The following is a 17,474-nucleotide window of genomic DNA, read 5'->3' on the forward strand; positions in this document are numbered from 1 at the left end:
GAGCACGCTATGGATACCTGGATCTATCTCTCTCAGGGGTTCGCGGTAGCGATGACCCCGGAAAACCTGGTGATCGCCCTGATCGGCTGTTTCGTCGGGACGATCGTCGGGCTGCTGCCGGGCCTTGGGCCTATCAACGGCGTGGCGATTTTACTGCCGCTGGCCTTTGCGCTGCATCTGCCTGCTGAATCGGCTTTGATCCTGCTGGCGACGGTTTATATCGGCTGCGAATACGGGGGGCGTATTTCCTCGATTCTGCTTAACGTGCCCGGCGATGCCGCCGCCATTATGACCGCGCTGGATGGCTACCCGATGGCGCAGCAGGGGCACGGCGGCGTGGCGCTCTCTATTTCTGCCGTCAGCTCGTTCGTCGGCTCCATGATCGCCATTGGCGGCATCATTCTGTTCGCACCGGCGCTGGCCCAGTGGTCGCTGGCCTTTGGCCCAGCCGAGTACTTTGCACTGATGGTGTTCGCCATCGCCTGCCTCGGCAGCATGATGGCGCAGAATCCGCTCAAGTCGTTTTTATCCGCGCTGATTGGCTTAGGGTTAGCCACCGTCGGCGTGGATGCCAACACCGGGGTTTATCGTTTTACCTTCGACAGCGTTCACCTCTCCGACGGCGTGCAGTTTATCGTCGTGGTGATTGGTCTGTTCTCTGTATCGGAAATTTTACTGATGCTGGAACATACCAGCAGCGGGCAGACGCTGGTGCGCAAAACCGGACGTATGCTCTTTAGTGCCAAAGAGGGGGCGCAGTGTGTGGGAGCCACCTTACGTTCGTCGGTGATCGGTTTCTTCGTCGGCATTCTGCCCGGCGCGGGGGCCACTATCGCCAGCGCCATCACCTACATGACCGAGAAGAAGCTGAGCGGTAACAGCGACAGCTTCGGTAAAGGCGATATTCGCGGCGTGGCGGCGCCGGAAGCAGCGAATAACGCTTCGGCCTGCGGCTCGTTTATCCCGATGCTGACCCTTGGCGTGCCGGGTTCCGGCACCACGGCGGTGATGATGGGCGCGCTGACGCTCTATAACATCACTCCGGGTCCGGCGATGTTTACCGAACAGCCCGATATCGTCTGGGGTTTGATTGCCGCCCTGCTGATCGCCAACGTGATGCTGCTGGTGATGAACATCCCGCTGATTGGCCTGTTCACCCGTATGCTGACCATTCCTCTGTGGTTCCTGGTCCCGGCGATTGCCGCCGTCTCTGCGGTTGGGGTGTACGCGGTGCACAGCACCACCTTTGACCTGGTCTTAATGGTGCTGCTTGGGGTGCTGGGCTACATTCTGCGCAAGATGCACTTCCCGATGTCGCCGCTGATTTTAGGGTTTGTGTTAGGGGAAATGCTGGAGCAGAACCTGCGCCGCGCGCTCTCCATCAGCAACGGCAACATGGGGATCCTGTGGGAGAGCAGCGTGACGAAGATCCTGCTGGCCATGGCGATTATGGTGATTGTTGTACCACCGGTGCTGCGCTGGGTCCGCCGACGCCAGCACAAACCGCAGCCGGATATCGGCTGATTAACCCCTCAACAGAGCATTGACCCACTGCTTTAACGCCTGGCGGGAGATTTTAATCCCGCCATTTTTCAGTTCTGACGGCAGCGCCAGCCAGTGTACCGGCTGCTCGAAGCGCGCCAGCCTGCCCTGAACCCACTCCGGCAACAATGTGATATCCGTGCCCGGCTCACATTCCACTACCGCCACCGGACGTTGCCCGTACTCGGCATCCTCCAGCGGCACGACAAACGCCTGGCTGACCTGCGGATGGGTGACGATAACGCGCTCCAGCGCTTCCGGCTGGATCCCTTCTCCGCCGCTGAAAAAGAGATTGTCCATTCGGCCCAGAATGGACAGGCGTCCGTTATGCCACGCGCCGCGATCGCGGGTGGCGAACCAGCCCTGCTCATTGACCAGCGGCAATAATGCGCCGTCTCGCCAGTATCCCGCCGCCATGCTTTCCGCCCGGATCCAGACTTCACCGTTCACCACCTGAACGTCTCTGCCCGGCAGCGCGCTGCCCACGTCCGGCGCGCCGTCCGCCTCTTTGGCGCAGACGGTGGAGGCGAACTCGGTCAGGCCGTAGCCGCAGAACGTGCGGATCCCCTGTTCGCGCGCCTGTTCGGTTAGCGCAACGGGGATTTCCGCCCCGCCGAGCAGCACGGCTTTCAGCGCGACGGGATGGTGCGAATTAAGCAGCCGCCACAGCTGCGTCGGCACCAGCGAGGCGTGGGTACAGCCCTGTAGCGCCTGCTCCAGAGGCTGTTTTTCACGCACGGTGAGACGGCCCCCGCCCTGCAACCAGCGCCACAAAATCCCCTGACCGGAGACGTGAAACAGCGGCAGAGACAGAAGCCAGTCGTCGCCATCGCCGTAAGGCATCAGCGCCAGCACGCCTTTTGCGCTGGCAAGGTGGGCGGCACAGGTGTGCACCGCCGCTTTTGGCAAGCCGGTCGAACCGGAGGTGAGCGTCATCGAGGCCAGCCGGTCTGCCCGCCACGTCACGCCGTCCTGCCCCTCGCGCTCTCTTAACGCCAGCGCGGGCAGACCGTCATACTCACCGTTAAGCACCAGCGCAAAGCGCAGGGTCATCTGCGGCAGGAGGACGTCCAGCAGCGGACGCGGAAGCTGAGGGTTTACCGGCAAAATGCGGGCGCCGCACTGAAGCAGCGCCAGCCAGGCCAGCAGCGTCCGGGGATGGTTGTGCGCAAGCAGCATCACGCCGTCACCGTCCGTAACGCCCTGAGACTGAAAACCGGCGGCCAGACGATCGATACGCTCGCACAGTTGCGACCAGCTGAGCGTGACATCGTCTAAACGCAGCGCGGATTTATTGGCACACCGGGCACGCCAGTGCCGCCACGGCCAGTCGGTAAAACTCATCGCAGTGGCTCCAGCGCCCCAACGTCAAGGCACGGCAAGGTGCTGCCCGGCCACTGGCGAATCAGCTGGGCCTGCATCAGGTTTAGCGTATCGAGACCGGGGACGGTGTCCGGCGTTAACCATGCCGCGATGCGCGCCAGCTGCGTTAGCCCGAGGCTGGATTCGATGGAAGAACTGATCACCGCCGTCAGCCCTGAGGCATGAGCCGCCGCAACCTGCTCGCGTACTTTGTCGAGGCCGCCGGTCAGCGTCGGCTTAATGACCACAGCACTGACGCCCGGCTCGGTGGCAAACGTAAACCCGTCTTCGCGCAGGCTTTCATCCCAGGCGATAGCAATGCCCGTTTCCCGGGCGAAGGCGCGAGAATCGTCGCGAGTTTTGCACGGCTCTTCGAGAAACGCGATGCGGCTGCGGTATGCCGGGTTGACGTACTTCGCAAACTGCTGTGCCCTGAGCGGTGTCCAGGCGCGGTTGGCGTCCAGGCGCAGATGCAGATCGGGAATGGCTTCCAGTAACAGGTTTACCACCATTCCGTCGCGCACCGCTTCGTACAGGCCGACCTTAATTTTCGCCACTTTCTCGCCGGGCATCCCGGAGAGCAGGGCGAACAGTTCATCCGGATCGCCGGTACAGAGCGGCGCGGCGCGATAGTTCGCCGCATCCGGTAAACTGCCGTCCAGCTCTGCCAGCGCACAACTGATGCCGAACGCGGCGGAAGGAACGTCCGGCAGCACCGGATCAGCCCCCTCACGCCATTCGTGCGTCCAGGCCATCAGCGCCGCCTGGGCCTCGTCCAGCGTTTCCAGGCTGAAGCCCGGAAGGGGAGCAATCTCGCCCCATCCTTCCCGCTCGCCCTGCCGGAGATGCACGAAAAGGCCGTCACGGGTTTTTAACCGCCGTTCACGCAGCACCACGCCCGCGTCCATGGGTATCTGCCAGCGGTAAACCTGCGCGCGAAGCATTACGGGTTCCGTTTGTATTTGCTGAAATCTGGCTGGCGTTTTTCGTTGAACGCGTTGCGCCCTTCCTGACCTTCTTCGGTCATATAGAACAGCATGGTGGCATTACCCGCCAGCTCCTGAAGGCCCGCCTGACCGTCACAGTCGGCGTTGAGGGCCGCTTTCAGGCAGCGCAGCGCCATTGGGCTGTTTTGCAGCATTTCGCGACACCAGCGCACGGTCTCTTTTTCCAGATCGGCGATCGGCACCACGGTGTTAACCAGCCCCATGTCCAGCGCTTCCTGGGCGTTGTACTGACGGCACAGGAACCAGATTTCGCGGGCTTTTTTCTGGCCGACAATGCGCGCCATGTAGGATGCGCCCCAGCCGCCGTCGAAGGAGCCGACTTTCGGGCCAGTCTGACCGAAGATGGCGTTTTCCGCCGCGATCGTCAGGTCACACATCATGTGCAGCACATGGCCGCCACCGATGGAATAACCGGCCACCATCGCGACCACCGGTTTTGGGCAGGTACGGATCTGGCGCTGGAAATCCAGCACGTTCAGGTGGTGGGTACCCGCATCATCCTGGTATCCGCCGTAGTCACCGCGCACTTTCTGATCGCCGCCGGAGCAGAAGGCTTTCTCGCCTTCGCCGGTCAGGACGATGACGCCAATATTGTCGTCGTAGCGGGCATCCGCCAGCGCCTGGATCATCTCTTTTACGGTCAGCGGACGAAACGCGTTGCGCACCTGTGGACGGTTGATGGTGATTTTGGCGATACCATCGGCGGATTTATGGTAACGAATGTCGGTATAGCCTTCGGAGCAGTCCTGCCATTCAACCGGCGCGTAAAGCATGTGTTCATCAGGATAGATCATAGCGTGTCCTTTGTTCGATGACGCAGTATCTGAGCCAGACTCGCGGCAACCGCATCCGGGTTGTCCCGGTGGGCGTTGTGTCCGGCGTGAGGGATAGCATGACGCGTGGCGTTAAGTTCAGCGGCGATGGCTGCAAACTTCCCGTCACGTTCGCCATAAAGATAATCAAAAGAAAAATCACGCGCGGTTAGCGCGGGACGTAAATCAGGCTGAACGGCAAGCGAGGTGGCTTCCAGCATTTCTGCCAGCTTCGGGCCGTTGTTCCGGCTGCGCAGCGCGATCAGCGCGTTGCGCTGTTCATCCGTGAGGGAGGCAAAGACCGGCTGTTGATACCAGTCGGCAAAGACGGCTTCCAGCGGCTCAATGCGAAAACGTGACGCCCAGCGGCGGTCAGAGTTCAGCCGCGCCTGGCGCGCATCGGTATCTTGCAGGCCCGGGTGCCCACCTTCCACAATCACCCCTTCTAACCCCGCAGGATGCTGGCAGGCATGAAACATCGCAATGCGGCCGCCGAGGGAGTACCCCACCAGCCAGTAGCTTAGTATGTTGTAACTAATAAGGGTGCGATTAAGCAAACCGCTCACCTCTGCAAACCCCGTCACGCCCGTATCCGCTGACCCACCGTGCCCGGGCAGGTCAAGGTAGAGCCGGGGATAGTCATGCAGCGACGTCCCGACAGCCTGCCATTCGCGACTGTCGCCGGAAAAACCGTGCAGGAAAACCAGCCAGGGGTAGCCTGATTTTCCGGGCCGGGAGACGCCTGCGAGGATCACAGGTGGCTCACCTGCGCCAGCAGATGTTGCAGCTTCTGCGCGCCGTCAGAATCGTTTACCACCAGCTCTATCAGCGTCGCGCCAGGCTGCCGCCAGGCGGTGTTCAATGCCGTTTCCAGCGCCTCCCAGTTTTCCGGGCGATGGTACTTCAGGCTGAACATGGCGGCGGCGTGTTCGAACTGCACGTTTTGCGGCATCAGATAGAAGCGCTCACGTTCGCTTTGCGGCGTCGGCAGCAGGGAGAAAATCTGCCCGCCGTTATTGTTAACGACAATCAGCACGAACGGGGCCGACGCCTGACGCAGGAGCGCCAGCGCGTTGAGATCGTAGAGGGCGGAGAGATCCCCCACAATCGCCAGCGTAGATTTTGCGCTGGCCCGCTGTACGCCAGCCGCGGTGGAGATCAGGCCGTCAATGCCGCTCGCGCCCCGGTTGCTGTACACCGGATAACCCGCTGGCAGCTTCGAGAAGGCGTCAATCAGGCGCACCACCAGGCTGTTTCCAACAAAAAGTTGTCCCTGCGCGGGAAGATAGTTACGGATACGGTGCGCCAGCCCGGCTTCACTGAATGCCTCGCACTGTGCTGTGGTCAGTTCCCACGCCTGACGTGCCAGCGCCGGGATCGCCACCGCCCAGGGCTGGCGTTTTTCCGCCGGATGCAATTCCAGCCAGCTGTCAATGTCGCTCACCAGGCGGCGGCCGCGATGGTGCGCCGGGTCAAGGCGTCCTTCGAGCGGATCCACCAGCCAGTACTCTTCTGGCGTACAGGTGGCCTGCCACTGGAGCAGACGCTTACCCGTCAGGTTCGATCCCAGCTGGACGACGATTTGCGCCTGCGCCAGCTCGGTGACCGCTTTCGCGTTCCCCAGCCAGAGGTCGGCGCAGGGCAACGGCTGGCCCGTCTGGGAAAGCACATCACCAATCAGCGGCCAGCCAAGCGTTTGTGCCCACTCCGCCGCCAGCTTGCCTTCCGCCGCACTCATCCGCCCGGCAATCACCACCCCGCGCTTCTGGCGCCAGAAGAACCAGTCGCGCTGTTTAGCGCTTTCCAGATGCGTCTGCTCGCGCAGCCAGGGTTTTTCGCTCTCCCACCAGTCGCCCAGCTGCTGTTGCCAGGCGAGACCGGTCTCGTTCATTTCGCCGTACAATGGCTCGGCAAACGGGCAGTTAATGTGAAGCCCGCCGCTGCGCAGAGCGTTCATGGCGTGATCGAGGGTGGAGACCAGCCAGCTGGCGGGAATATCCTGGGTGGGGCGCGGCAACGAGACCGTCTGTGCAGGGTGCGAGGCAAAAATGCCAGGCTGACGAATCGCCTGGTTTGCACCGCAGTCAATAAGTTCCGGGGGACGATCGGCGGTGAGTAAGATCAGCTTTTCGCCGGTTAATCCCGCTTCAATCAGCGCCGGATAGAGGTTCGCCACCGCCGTGCCGGAGGTGACTATCACCGCCACGGGCGCTTTGCTGACTTTCGCCAGCCCGAGCGCCAGATGGCCCAGACCACGCTCATCAAAATGGGTGTGATGAATAAAAGCCCGGTTTTCCGCCGCCGCAAGGGTGAGCGGCGTGGAGCGAGAGCCTGGGGCAATACACACATGCCTGACACCATGACGGGTCAGGGCTTCAAGGATCACCGTCGCCCAGCGTCGGTTAAAAGAACTTACTGACATGAGATTGTCCAGTATCAAGAATGCGACACAGTATAAATAATAGAAAAAGTCAGAATTTTGATATGAATCGGGATTGCACGAATCAGTATTAATCCCTCAGGAGAAGGGAACGCAGCCCGGCGGCTTTGTTTTCAATCTCCTGCCACTCCTGCTCCGGATCGGAGCCACTGACGATGCCCGCCCCGGCATAAAGACGCAGCGCGTCATCGCGAACACGGGCGGAGCGTAATGCCACGCAGAATTCACTTTGATCGGGCGATAAATAACCCGCCGATCCGGCGTACCACTCCCGGTCAAACGGCTCCACGTTCGCAATAAATTCTCGCGCAGCCTGACGTGGCAGCCCGGCCACCGCTGCCGTCGGTTGCAGAATATGCAAACACTGCTCGTCGTCAGGCTGTATAAGTTCGGTCCAGATACAGCGCCGTAAATGCTGCACCTTGCGCAGACGCAGCACCTGCGCAGGCAGGACTTCCAGCGTCCGGGTATAGTGCTGAAGACGCTGGCAGATATCTTCCACCACCAGCATATTTTCACGCTGATTTTTGTCGTCGTTCATCAGCCAGTCGCCCAGACGCTGGGCCTGCTTATCGTCAGAATGGCTGGCGACGGTGCCAGCCAGCGCTTCCGTGCGCAGCAGCGTGCCGCGTCGCCGCCACAGCCGCTCGGGCGTCGAGCCGAGGAACGCGTTGCTGGCGTCAAAGACCATACAAAAATGATAGCAGTTAAGGTTCAGCGCGCGGCTGGCGGCCATCAGCGCGATGGCATTCACGGGCTGCTGACACTGCACATCAGTGGCACGTGCGAGCACCACTTTCTCAAACTCGCCGCGGGCAAGGGTTTCTGTCGCCTGACGGATCAACGCCAGCCATTCCGGTTTTTCCGGATGATGGGTTTCCTGCACAATCTGCACGGACAACGGGCGGATTGGCGCGGCGTCGCGTAGGTTGTCGATAAAATTCAGGGCTTCACGGGCATCTTCACGCAGCGACGTTTCGCTCCACAGTTGCAGACGCAGCGTGGCGACCCCGGCAGACCGTCGCCAGAGAAGGCGCGGTAAAAACAGCACTCCCTGCGCCGGGTTGAAGGCGTTCAGGCCGCAGATACGGGTGTCATGTGCCACGTCATGGGTATGCAAAAACCGTGAGGCCGAGGCCAGAGAATCAAACTGGGTGAGGCTTCCGAGCGCGGCAAGTTCTTCATCGCCGCTGCGCTGTTGCCAGTAAAACTGGGGATAGCACCGCTGCACACCCAGCCAGGCCAGGGGATCGAAGGCGTCGTTTAACGGGAAAGAGACATCGAAATGGCGTAAACCGGGTGTAGCAGGCAACCCTTGCGCAAGATGAGTGCGCAGGCTTTGCAGCGCGAGGAAAATCGAGTGCACGCGGACCTCTCCCTGTTAAAGCCTTATATTATACGGGGTACTGACGATAAATAGCAGTACCCACGTGTAGGGAGTGGTTTACCGGCTTAACGACGGGCTAACAGCAGACCCAGCACCAGCCCTACGGCCGCACCGACCCCAATGCCCTGCCACGGTTTTTCATGCACATAATCATCGGCACGATAAACCGCCTGTTTTGCGCGGTAGTAGTAATTGTCGGAGGCATTACTGACGCGGTTTTTCACGTCATGCAGCGCCTGCTCGGCGCGGGCTTTCAGCTCAATGTACTTCTGATCGGCGGGATCGCCTGAAGATCGCAGCACTTCTTCCAGCGTTTCGCTTAGCAGCGTCAGGTCGTCGTCGACTCGGGTATCCCAGGATTGAAATGACATATTTTTCTCCATGTTAGTACACCAGTCCGGTAACTATAGACAACGTCTTGCTATTGCGCCTGTTTCGCTTCGCGCGCCATGCCGATGTGTGGGATCCCGTCTTCGTCGTAAATGTCCGTGACCGGGGTAAAACCAAAATGGCCATAGAATGATTGCAAATGCGCCTGCGCCCCCAGGTATAACGCCTTGTCCGGCCACTGTTTCTGACATGCGTCCAGCGTTTTTTCCATCAGCTGATAGCCCAGCTTTTCACCGCGCGCGCGGCCGCTGATAATGACGCGGCCAATAACGACCGGGGCAAAATCGTCTTCGCTTTTCAGAATCCTCGCATACGCCACCAGCTCGTTATCACGCCAGCCGAGGATGTGCCGGTTCTCGCCGACCAGGTCATCGCCGTCGATATCCTGATACGGGCAGGTTTGCTCAACCACAAAAACTTCGCAGCGCAGTTTGAGCAAAGCGTAGAGCGACTGAATGGTCAGCTCGCTGTGGTGCAGATCTTGCCACTGGATCATGTGTTTCTCCTTCCTGGGGTTCATCACGTTATACTAAACCCCTTCCCATTCGGCAAAGGGCTGATTGCGTTATGGAACTGATTTTTCTGGGTACGTCCGCTGGCGTGCCAACCCGCTCACGAAACGTGACGGCAATTCTGCTGGATCTTAAGCACCCCACCCGCGGCGGGCTGTGGCTTTTTGACTGCGGTGAAGGCACGCAGCATCAGCTGCTGCATACCGCGTATCACCCCGGCAAGCTGGACAAAATCTTTATCACCCATCTGCATGGCGATCACCTGTTTGGCCTGCCGGGCCTGCTGTGTAGCCGTTCGATGGCTGGTAACGCTAACCCGCTGACCATTTATGGCCCTGTGGGTATTCAGGAATTCGTTGAAACCACGCTGCGCCTGAGCGGCTCATGGACCGATTATCCGCTGGAGGTGGTGGAGATCGGCGAAGGTCTGGTGTTCGACGACGGGGATTATCAGGTGCGCGCTTACCCGCTTAACCATCCGGTGGAATGCTACGGCTATCGTGTCCAGGAGCATGATAAGCCCGGCGCGCTGAACGCCGCTGCGTTACAGGCCGATGGGGTGAAGCCTGGCCCGTGGTTCCAGCGTCTGAAGCAGGGTGAGACCGTCACGCTGGAAGACGGGCGCGTTATCAACGGTCAGGAGTATCTCGCACCGCCGCAACCGGGCAAAAAACTGGCTATCTTTGGGGATACCGCCCCCTGCCCTTCAGCGCTCAGGCTTGCTGAGGGCGTGGATGTGATGGTGCATGAGACGACGCTGGAAGCGGCGATGGAAGAGAAAGCCAACAGCCGGGGGCACTGCTCAACGCGTCAGGCGGCACAGCTGGCGCGCGAGGCTGGCGTTGGGAAACTGATTGTCACGCACGTCAGTTCACGCTATGACGTCCGCGGCTGCGAAAGCCTGCTGGCAGAGTGCCGGGAGGTGTTCCCCGCATGCGAGCTGGCGGAAGATTTCGCTCAGGTCAGCGTTTAGTCCTTCATTTTTCCCTCAGCGTGCCGATAACGATTAAAAGGCCAGCATTTCACTTGAGGGTAGAATGGATAATTTCCAGAAAGATATTGATGACAGGGCGAACCTGACCCTGTCCAACCGTTTTGAACTGTTGCTGTTCCGTCTTGGCACCTCTCTGAACGAAAATAAATCCGAGCTGTTCGGCATCAACGTGTTCAAACTGCGCGAAATTGTGCCGATGCCGACCTTCACCAAACCGGCGGGAATGAAGTCTCCGCTGATGGGGATGGTGAACATTCGCGACCAGGTGATCCCGGTGATCGACCTGGCCGCTGTCGCTGGCTGCAAGCCAGCCACCGGGCTGAACATCCTGCTGATCACCGAATATGCCCGCAGCGTGCAGGCGTTTGCCGTGGAATCGGTGGAAAACATCATGCGTCTGGACTGGAAGCAGGTGCACGCCGCGGAAACCGCCGTCAGCGGTCGCTACATCACCAGCATTGCCTGCCTGGATGAGAAGACCGATACCAACGATCTGGCGATGGTGCTGGACGTGGAGCAGATCCTGTATGACATCACCCCGGCGAATCACGATCTGCACGCTACCCATCTGGAAACCACCAAATTCAACATCAAGCCAGGCTCTGTCGCGATTGTTGCAGAAGACTCGAAAGTGGCGCGATCAATGCTGGAGAAGGGATTGCAGGCGATGGAGATCCCGGCTCAGCTGCATATCACCGGCAAAGACGCGTGGGAGAAAATCACTCAGCTGGCCGCGCAGGCTCAGGCTGAGGGCGTTCCCGTTACCGATAAGATTGCCCTGGTATTAACCGACCTCGAAATGCCGGAGATGGATGGCTTTACGCTGACGCGCAAAATCAAAACCGACCCGGTACTGAAAGATATTCCGGTGGTGATCCACTCGTCTCTTTCCGGCAATGCGAATGAAGATCATATTCGCAAAGTGAAGGCGGACGGCTATGTGGCGAAGTTTGAGCTGAACGAGCTGTCGTCGGTAATTGAAGAGGTGCTGGACCGCTCGATGAAGAAGATTGAGGGGCCGCTTATAAGCAGGAAGCAGTTGGCTTAGTCGCCGGTTGCTTTGCCCGGCGGCGCTACGCTTGCACGGGCCTACGGTCCTGTAGGCCGGGTAAGCGCAGCGCCACCCGGCAATAAAAAACCCGCCGAGGCGGGTTTTTTGCTTTCACCTTACATCAGCGGCATCGCGCGCTGCACAATCTCAATCAGCGGCTGCGGATAGACACCGAAGATCAGCACCAGCAGCGCGGAGATCAGCACCACGATACCCCCGGCGCTGTACTGCCAGTTGGTTGGTGCATCACGGTTGAGCTGCTGCGGCGCGCTCAGGTACAGGCTCACCGCGACGCGCAGATAGTAGTAGAGACCAATCGCGGAGCCGATAACGACACCGGCAGTCAGCCACCACAGACCCGCCTGCACACCGACGGCCAGCACGTAGAACTTACCGATAAAGCCCAGCGTCATCGGGATACCCGCCAGCGAGAGCATCATCACGGTCATTACCGCAGAGAGGATTGGACGGTGCCAGAACAGACCACGGTAGGAGAACAGGGAATCTGCATCCGGGCCACGGTACGGGCTGGACATCAGGCTCACCACGCCGAACGCGCCGAGGCTGCTGAACAGGTAACCGGCCAGATACACACCCACGGTTTCCATCGACATCTCACCGCTTTGCAGCGCAATCAGCGCCACCAGCAGGTAGCCCAGATGAGAGATAGAGGAGTAGCCCAGCAGACGCTTGATGTTGGTCTGGCTCAGCGCCATCAGGTTACCGAAGATGATGGAGACGAACGCGATGATGCCCAGCACCACGCGAACCGCTTCACTGTCACCCACCGGTGCGCACAGGAACAGACGCATGACCACCCCGAAGATAGCGATTTTGCTCGCCGTCGCCAGGAAGGTAGAGACCGGTGCAGGCGCACCCTGGTATACGTCTGGCGTCCACAGGTGGAACGGCACCAGAGAGAGTTTAAAGCCAAGGCCAACAATCATCATGCCCAGACCCGCCAGCAGCAGCGGCTCATGCATCATGCCATCGCCAAGGCTCTTGCCGAGCGCCATGAAGGAAAGGTTACCCGTCTGTGCGTACAGCAGCGCGATACCGAACAGCAGGAACGACGACGCGGCCGCAGACAGAATCGTGTACTTGATTGCCGCTTCCAGAGAGCGCTTCTGACGGAAGGCATAACCAATCAGGCCGAACAGCGGCAGTGAGATCAGCTCAATACCGAGGAACAGCGCGGCCAGGTGGTTCGCGTTCGCCAGCAGAATGCCACCCAGTGCGGCAATCAGTACCAGCAGGTAAAACTCTTCTTTGTTGTCGTTGTACCCTTCAAGCCACGGGTACGCAAAGGTACAGGTTGCCAGGCTCGCCAGTAGCACCAGACCGGTGTAGAGCATGGCGTAGCCGTCAACGCGCATCAGCGGCGTGACGTCCATCGCTCCCGCCTGGCCAACAAACCAGAGGGAGACTAACGCAGCGTTCAGACCCAGAACGGACAGGGTCGCATTCAGGAAGTGATTGCGTCGCCACGCAATGGAGAGCATCACAACCACCACCGTCAATCCGACGATCAGCAGCGGTAGCAGCGCGATCAGTTGTTGTGGAGTTATTGTCATGGCGAATTACGGCCTTGTAGTAGAAGCAGAATTAACAAACCACTGCTGGATGTTGCCCATCGCGGAGTGCGAGGTATCCAGAATCGGCTGCGGATAGAAGCCCAACAGCACCAGCAGTACGACCAGCAGCAGGATGATGAACAGCTCACGCAGCGACATCCCCGGCAGTTCTTGTGCAGCAATTTCACTCTTCGCTTTACCGAAGTAAGCGCGGTGCAGCATCGCCAGTGAGTACACGGAAGCGAACACCAGACCAAAGGTGGAAATGACGGTGATCGTCGGTACCACGTTGAAGCTGCCGAACAGGATCATAAACTCGCCGACGAAGTTACCGGTACCCGGCATCCCCAGGGTCGCCACCGCGAAGAACATGGAGAGCGCTGGCAGCCATTTCATTTTGCCCCACAGGCCGCCCATCATACGCATGTCGCGGGTGTGCAGACGTTCATACAGCTGACCACACAGGATGAAGAGACCAGCCGCGGACAGGCCGTGCGCAATCATCTGGATCACCGCCCCCTGGTACGCCAGCTGGCTGCCGGTGTAGATGGCAATCAGCACGAAGCCCATGTGGGAAACGGAGGTGTAAGCAATCAGACGTTTGATGTCGTACTGCGTGAAGGCCATCCACGCACCGTAGAAGATACCGATCACACCCAGCCACATGGCAATCGGCGCGAACTCAGCGGAGGCGTTCGGGAACAGCGGCAGGGAGAAACGCAGCAGACCGTAGGCCGCCGTTTTCAGCAAGATACCCGCCAGGTCAACGGAACCCGCCGTAGGTGCCTGTGAGTGCGCGTCTGGCAGCCAGCCGTGCAGCGGTACGACCGGCATTTTCACCGCGAAGGCGATGAAGAAGCCCAGCATCAGCAGGTATTCCACGCCGTGGGACATCGGGGTCTTCAGCAGATCTTCATAGTTGAAGGTCCAGACGCCGGTGGCGTTGTAATGCACAAACACCAGCGCCAGGATGGCAATCAACATCACCAGACCACTCGCCTGGGTGTAGATGAAGAACTTGGTGGCCGCCGTGATACGCGTTTTACCGTCGGAGGCCTTGTGGCCCCACAGCGCGATCAGGAAGTACATCGGCACCAGCATCATCTCCCAGAAGAAGAAGAACAGGAACATATCGATGGCAAGGAACACGCCGATTACGCCGCCCAGGATCCACATCAGGTTCAGGTGGAAGAAGCCCTGGTATTTTTCGATTTCTCGCCAGGAACAGAGTACCGCCAGAACGCCGAGCAGACCGGTCAGCACCACCATCAGCAGCGACAGACCGTCAATCGCCAGGTGGATCGTAATGCCAAAACGCGGGATCCACGGCAGGATAAACTCAGACTGCCACTGCGGAAGGCCCGCAGACTGGGTCAGTGAGTAGCCACCCTGCAACCACAGTTGCAGGCCAAGCGCGAGCGTCAATCCCATGGTGATCAGCGCGATCCAGCGCGGCATCTTCACGCCGAAGCGTTCAGTCTGCCAGCACAGGAAGCCGCCGATGAAGGGAATTAATATTAGCCAGGGTAATAACATGGCGATTTTTATTCCTTGTTAAAGTCCCTAAGGGACCGATTTTCAACGAATTCGACTACATTCACGTTTGAGTGCGGGGCCTTTTTGCCCGGTGGCGCTTCGCTTACCGGGCCTACAGTCCGTAGGTCGGGTAAGCGCTAGCGCCACCCGACAACCACACAGCTCAAATCAACGCAACACCATCAGCAGCGCCAGTACGACAACCGCACCGATGCTCATGGACGCCACATACCAGCGCAGATAACCGTTCTCGCTGAACAGCAGACCTTTACCTGCAAAGCGAGAGAGGATCGCCGGGATGTTCATCAGGCTGTTCAGTGGGTCGCGCTTCAGCAGCCACGCGATGCCCAGGAACGGCTTGACGAAGATCATGTCGTACAGCCAGTCGAAGCCCCATGCGTTGTACCACCAGGTGCTCAGCAGACGGCCCGGCGCACTGTTGGCAACGGCGGTCACCAGCGTACGTTTGCCCAGCCACAGCCATGCGGCGATCAGGATGCCCGCGATAGCCACAACGCCAGAGGTGATTTCAAGCGTCAGAACGCGACCGTGCTCAAGCTCGGTTGTCGCCGGCAGCACGCCCTGCAACGGTGGCACAATCATCGCGCCAACGAAGGTGGAGAGGACCAGCAGCACAATCAGCGGCAGGTGGTGGGTAATCCCCTTCCCTGCGTGAGCGTGAATTTGTTCTTTACCGTGGAATACGATGAAAATCATACGGAAGGTATACAGGGAGGTCATGAACGCACCGACCAGACCCGCAACCATCAGATTGATATGACCATTCGCCATGGCGCCCGCAAGGATTTCGTCCTTACTGAAGAAGCCCGCGGTGATCAGCGGCAGTGCCGCCAGCGCCGCGCCGCCCACCAGGAAGCAGACATAGACCAGCGGGATGGACTTACGCAGTCCGCCCATCTTGAAGATATTCTGCTCGTGGTGGCAGGCCAGAATGACGGAACCGGATGAGAGGAACAGCAGCGCTTTAAAGAACGCGTGCGTCATCAGGTGGAAAATGGCTGCGTCCCACGCCTGAACGCCCAGCGCCAGGAACATGTAACCAATCTGGCTCATGGTGGAGTACGCGAGAACGCGTTTGATGTCGGTCTGCACCAGCGCGGCAAAGCCTGCCAGCACCAGCGTGACCGCACCAACGATACCCACCAGATGCAGAATTTCCGGAGTCATCAGGAACAGGCCATGAGTACGCGCAATCAGGTAAACACCGGCGGTGACCATGGTCGCGGCGTGGATCAGCGCGGAGACAGGGGTTGGACCCGCCATCGCGTCGGCCAGCCACGTCTGCAACGGCAGCTGTGCGGATTTACCCACAGCGCCACCCAGCAGCATCAGCGTTGCCCACCACAGCATGTTGTTGCCTGCTTCGAAGTGCGCCGGCGCCAGTTCCACCATTTCGCGGAAGTTCAGCGTGCCCAGTTCGTTGTAGAGAATGAACAGCGCGAAAGCGAGGAACACGTCACCCACACGGGTCACGACGAACGCTTTCATGGCCGCTGCGCCATTCTTCGGATCGGTGTAGTAGAAACCGATCAGCAGGTAAGAGCACAGACCCACGCCTTCCCAGCCCAGATACATCAGCAGCAGGTTATCGGCCAGCACCAGAACAACCATGCTGGCGATAAACAGGTTGGTGTAGGCGAAGAAGCGGGAGTAACCCTCTTCACCGCGCATATACCAGGAGGCGAACATGTGGATCAGGAAGCCCACGCCGGTGACGACGGAGAGCATGGTCAGAGACAGACCATCCAGCACCAGGTTGAAACCGATGTTGAAGTTACCGACCGACATCCAGTTCCACAGCGGTACGCTGTAGGCCTGACGTCCATTGTTAAAGAAGTCGATACCCGCATACGCTGTCACCAGCGCAGCCAGGCCGACAGATCCCATGCCAACGGTGGCAGACAGATTCTCAGACCAGCGGCCGCGAGAAAACGCCAGCAGCACGAAGCCAATCAGCGGAAAAATAATGGTTAAGGCAAGCATGTTCATCCACGCAACTCACTTACTGAATCGATGTTCAGGTTCTGGCGGCGACGATGGAGCTGTAGCAACAGCGCCAGGCCAATACTCGCTTCAGCAGCCGCGAGGCTGATGGCGAGAATGTACATCACCTGACCATCGGTCTGGCCCCAGTAGCTACCGGCGACCACGAAGGCCAGCGCGGAAGCGTTAATCATGATTTCCAGACCGATCAGCATAAACAGCAGATTGCGGCGGATAACCAGACCGGTTAAGCCCAGAACGAATAAAATCGCAGCGAGGATCAGTCCATGTGTTAAGGGGATCATGCGTGTTCCTCCGTTTTTCTTTTCGCGCGGTCGTCAGTGCGGTTGCTCAGCACCTCGCCAGCACGCTCTTCGCGGCCAACGTGGAAGGCCACAACCAGACCCGCCAGCAGCAGCATTGAGGCCAGCTCAACCGCCAGAACGTACGGACCAAACAGGGTGATACCCACGGCTTTCGCGCTGATTGGCGTCCCGTCGATACCCTGGTCGTTGACGCCCAGAATGGCGTAAACAATCACCGCCAGCATGATGGCCGACAAAATGGCCGGACCAATCCACACCTGCGGTTTTAACCACTGACGTTCCTGCTCAATTTCAGAGCCGCCCAGGTTCAGCATCATCACCACGAACACGAACAGCACCATGATGGCCCCGGCGTAGACGATGATTTCCAGCGCACCAGCGAAGTGCGCGCCCAGCGCAAAGAACACCCCGGAAATAGCCAGCAGCGAAATGATTAAATACAGCAGCGCATGCACCGGGTTGGTGTGCGTAATCACTCGCAGCGTAGCCAGGATGGCGATAAGGCCACAGATATAAAAAGCGAATTCCATTGCCCTC

16 protein-coding genes are annotated in these 17,474 nt (G+C 59.3%); 3 read left to right on the plus strand and 13 right to left on the minus strand.

Annotated elements, in window-relative coordinates; translation table 11 throughout:
• Window positions 1–9 precede the first annotated feature (9 nt).
• Entirely contained in the window at window positions 10–1,524 is a 1,515-nt protein-coding gene (locus tag ACOTX7_RS00370) for a tripartite tricarboxylate transporter permease (protein ID WP_421626038.1), read from the plus strand.
• Here ACOTX7_RS00370 and menE read toward each other — a convergent pair whose 3' ends face one another.
• The 8 genes from menE to ACOTX7_RS00410 all read right to left on the minus strand — a co-directional run bounded on the left by menE (window position 1,525) and on the right by ACOTX7_RS00410 (window position 9,436).
• Window positions 1,525–2,886 carry an o-succinylbenzoate--CoA ligase gene (gene menE / locus ACOTX7_RS00375; RefSeq protein WP_213827689.1) on the minus strand — a complete coding sequence of 454 codons (1,362 nt, stop codon included), beginning with the start codon at window positions 2,884–2,886 and terminating at the stop codon, window positions 1,525–1,527. It abuts the gene before it with no gap.
• Window positions 2,883–3,848 carry an o-succinylbenzoate synthase gene (gene menC / locus ACOTX7_RS00380; RefSeq protein WP_221256268.1) on the minus strand — a complete coding sequence of 322 codons (966 nt, stop codon included), beginning with the start codon at window positions 3,846–3,848 and terminating at the stop codon, window positions 2,883–2,885. Before menC ends, menE begins: the two co-directional genes overlap by 4 nt.
• Window positions 3,848–4,705: a 1,4-dihydroxy-2-naphthoyl-CoA synthase gene (gene menB / locus ACOTX7_RS00385; protein ID WP_047353442.1), complete on the minus strand. Its 858-nt coding sequence runs from the start codon at window positions 4,703–4,705 to the stop codon at window positions 3,848–3,850. The genes menC and menB overlap by 1 nt, the downstream gene beginning before the upstream one ends.
• Window positions 4,702–5,478 carry a 2-succinyl-6-hydroxy-2,4-cyclohexadiene-1-carboxylate synthase gene (menH, locus tag ACOTX7_RS00390; protein ID WP_221812898.1) on the minus strand — a complete coding sequence of 259 codons (777 nt, stop codon included), beginning with the start codon at window positions 5,476–5,478 and terminating at the stop codon, window positions 4,702–4,704. Before menH ends, menB begins: the two co-directional genes overlap by 4 nt.
• The gene (gene menD, locus ACOTX7_RS00395) at window positions 5,475–7,145 is read right to left on the minus strand and encodes a 2-succinyl-5-enolpyruvyl-6-hydroxy-3-cyclohexene-1-carboxylic-acid synthase (RefSeq protein ID WP_221256270.1); all 1,671 of its coding nucleotides are present in this window, start codon (window positions 7,143–7,145) and stop codon (window positions 5,475–5,477) included. The genes menH and menD overlap by 4 nt, the downstream gene beginning before the upstream one ends.
• Before the next feature lie 88 nt (window positions 7,146–7,233).
• On the minus strand, window positions 7,234–8,529 hold the full coding sequence (gene menF / locus ACOTX7_RS00400) for an isochorismate synthase MenF (RefSeq protein ID WP_221256271.1): 1,296 nt from the start codon (window positions 8,527–8,529) through the stop codon (window positions 7,234–7,236).
• A gap of 86 nt (window positions 8,530–8,615) precedes the next feature.
• Complete coding sequence (gene elaB / locus ACOTX7_RS00405) at window positions 8,616–8,921, minus strand: stress response protein ElaB (protein ID WP_017693006.1); 306 nt, start codon at window positions 8,919–8,921, stop codon at window positions 8,616–8,618.
• 50 nt (window positions 8,922–8,971) lie between these two features.
• Window positions 8,972–9,436: a GNAT family N-acetyltransferase gene (locus tag ACOTX7_RS00410; protein ID WP_032673971.1), complete on the minus strand. Its 465-nt coding sequence runs from the start codon at window positions 9,434–9,436 to the stop codon at window positions 8,972–8,974.
• A gap of 71 nt (window positions 9,437–9,507) precedes the next feature.
• On the opposite strand from ACOTX7_RS00410, the gene rbn reads away from it, so the two are divergent.
• Together rbn and ACOTX7_RS00420 are read left to right on the plus strand one after the other, a co-directional pair.
• Entirely contained in the window at window positions 9,508–10,425 is a 918-nt protein-coding gene (rbn, locus tag ACOTX7_RS00415) for a ribonuclease BN (protein WP_221256272.1), read from the plus strand.
• A 64-nt stretch (window positions 10,426–10,489) separates the two neighbouring features.
• Window positions 10,490–11,494 carry a chemotaxis protein gene (locus ACOTX7_RS00420; protein WP_003859465.1) on the plus strand — a complete coding sequence of 335 codons (1,005 nt, stop codon included), beginning with the start codon at window positions 10,490–10,492 and terminating at the stop codon, window positions 11,492–11,494.
• 119 nt (window positions 11,495–11,613) lie between these two features.
• On the opposite strand, the gene nuoN is transcribed toward ACOTX7_RS00420, so the two are convergent.
• From nuoN to nuoJ, 5 genes are all read right to left on the minus strand, one after another.
• Window positions 11,614–13,071 carry an NADH-quinone oxidoreductase subunit NuoN gene (nuoN, locus tag ACOTX7_RS00425; RefSeq protein ID WP_221256273.1) on the minus strand — a complete coding sequence of 486 codons (1,458 nt, stop codon included), beginning with the start codon at window positions 13,069–13,071 and terminating at the stop codon, window positions 11,614–11,616.
• Window positions 13,072–13,077: 6 nt separating this feature from the next.
• Window positions 13,078–14,607, minus strand: coding sequence for an NADH-quinone oxidoreductase subunit M (nuoM, locus tag ACOTX7_RS00430; RefSeq protein ID WP_003861498.1), 1,530 nt, complete (start codon window positions 14,605–14,607; stop codon window positions 13,078–13,080).
• A gap of 168 nt (window positions 14,608–14,775) precedes the next feature.
• Complete coding sequence (nuoL, locus tag ACOTX7_RS00435) at window positions 14,776–16,617, minus strand: NADH-quinone oxidoreductase subunit L (RefSeq protein WP_047353435.1); 1,842 nt, start codon at window positions 16,615–16,617, stop codon at window positions 14,776–14,778.
• On the minus strand, window positions 16,614–16,916 hold the full coding sequence (gene nuoK / locus ACOTX7_RS00440) for an NADH-quinone oxidoreductase subunit NuoK (protein WP_003861496.1): 303 nt from the start codon (window positions 16,914–16,916) through the stop codon (window positions 16,614–16,616). Before nuoK ends, nuoL begins: the two co-directional genes overlap by 4 nt.
• Entirely contained in the window at window positions 16,913–17,467 is a 555-nt protein-coding gene (gene nuoJ, locus ACOTX7_RS00445) for an NADH-quinone oxidoreductase subunit J (protein WP_063132532.1), read from the minus strand. Before nuoJ ends, nuoK begins: the two co-directional genes overlap by 4 nt.
• Window positions 17,468–17,474 lie beyond the last annotated feature (7 nt).

The sequence above is a fragment of the Enterobacter cloacae complex sp. IR5418 genome, assembly GCF_049238105.1.
Classification (GTDB): Bacteria; Pseudomonadota; Gammaproteobacteria; order Enterobacterales; family Enterobacteriaceae; genus Enterobacter; species Enterobacter hormaechei.

Bases quoted from the DNA above. Each gene is read 5' to 3' on its own strand.
- ACOTX7_RS00370 (WP_421626038.1), top strand. From the start codon at position 10: ATGGATACCTGGATCTATCTCTCTCAGGGGTTCGCGGTAGCGATGACC.
- rbn (WP_221256272.1), top strand. From the start codon at position 9,508: ATGGAACTGATTTTTCTGGGTACGTCCGCTGGCGTGCCAACCCGCTCA.
- menC (WP_221256268.1), bottom strand. From the start codon at position 3,848: ATGCTTCGCGCGCAGGTTTACCGCTGGCAGATACCCATGGACGCGGGC.
- menE (WP_213827689.1), bottom strand. From the start codon at position 2,886: ATGAGTTTTACCGACTGGCCGTGGCGGCACTGGCGTGCCCGGTGTGCC.
- nuoL (WP_047353435.1), bottom strand. From the start codon at position 16,617: ATGAACATGCTTGCCTTAACCATTATTTTTCCGCTGATTGGCTTCGTG.
- nuoK (WP_003861496.1), bottom strand. From the start codon at position 16,916: ATGATCCCCTTAACACATGGACTGATCCTCGCTGCGATTTTATTCGTT.
- nuoN (WP_221256273.1), bottom strand. From the start codon at position 13,071: ATGACAATAACTCCACAACAACTGATCGCGCTGCTACCGCTGCTGATC.
- nuoM (WP_003861498.1), bottom strand. From the start codon at position 14,607: ATGTTATTACCCTGGCTAATATTAATTCCCTTCATCGGCGGCTTCCTG.
- ACOTX7_RS00410 (WP_032673971.1), bottom strand. From the start codon at position 9,436: ATGATCCAGTGGCAAGATCTGCACCACAGCGAGCTGACCATTCAGTCG.
- nuoJ (WP_063132532.1), bottom strand. From the start codon at position 17,467: ATGGAATTCGCTTTTTATATCTGTGGCCTTATCGCCATCCTGGCTACG.
- ACOTX7_RS00420 (WP_003859465.1), top strand. From the start codon at position 10,490: ATGGATAATTTCCAGAAAGATATTGATGACAGGGCGAACCTGACCCTG.
- elaB (WP_017693006.1), bottom strand. From the start codon at position 8,921: ATGTCATTTCAATCCTGGGATACCCGAGTCGACGACGACCTGACGCTG.
- menD (WP_221256270.1), bottom strand. From the start codon at position 7,145: ATGTCAGTAAGTTCTTTTAACCGACGCTGGGCGACGGTGATCCTTGAA.
- menB (WP_047353442.1), bottom strand. From the start codon at position 4,705: ATGATCTATCCTGATGAACACATGCTTTACGCGCCGGTTGAATGGCAG.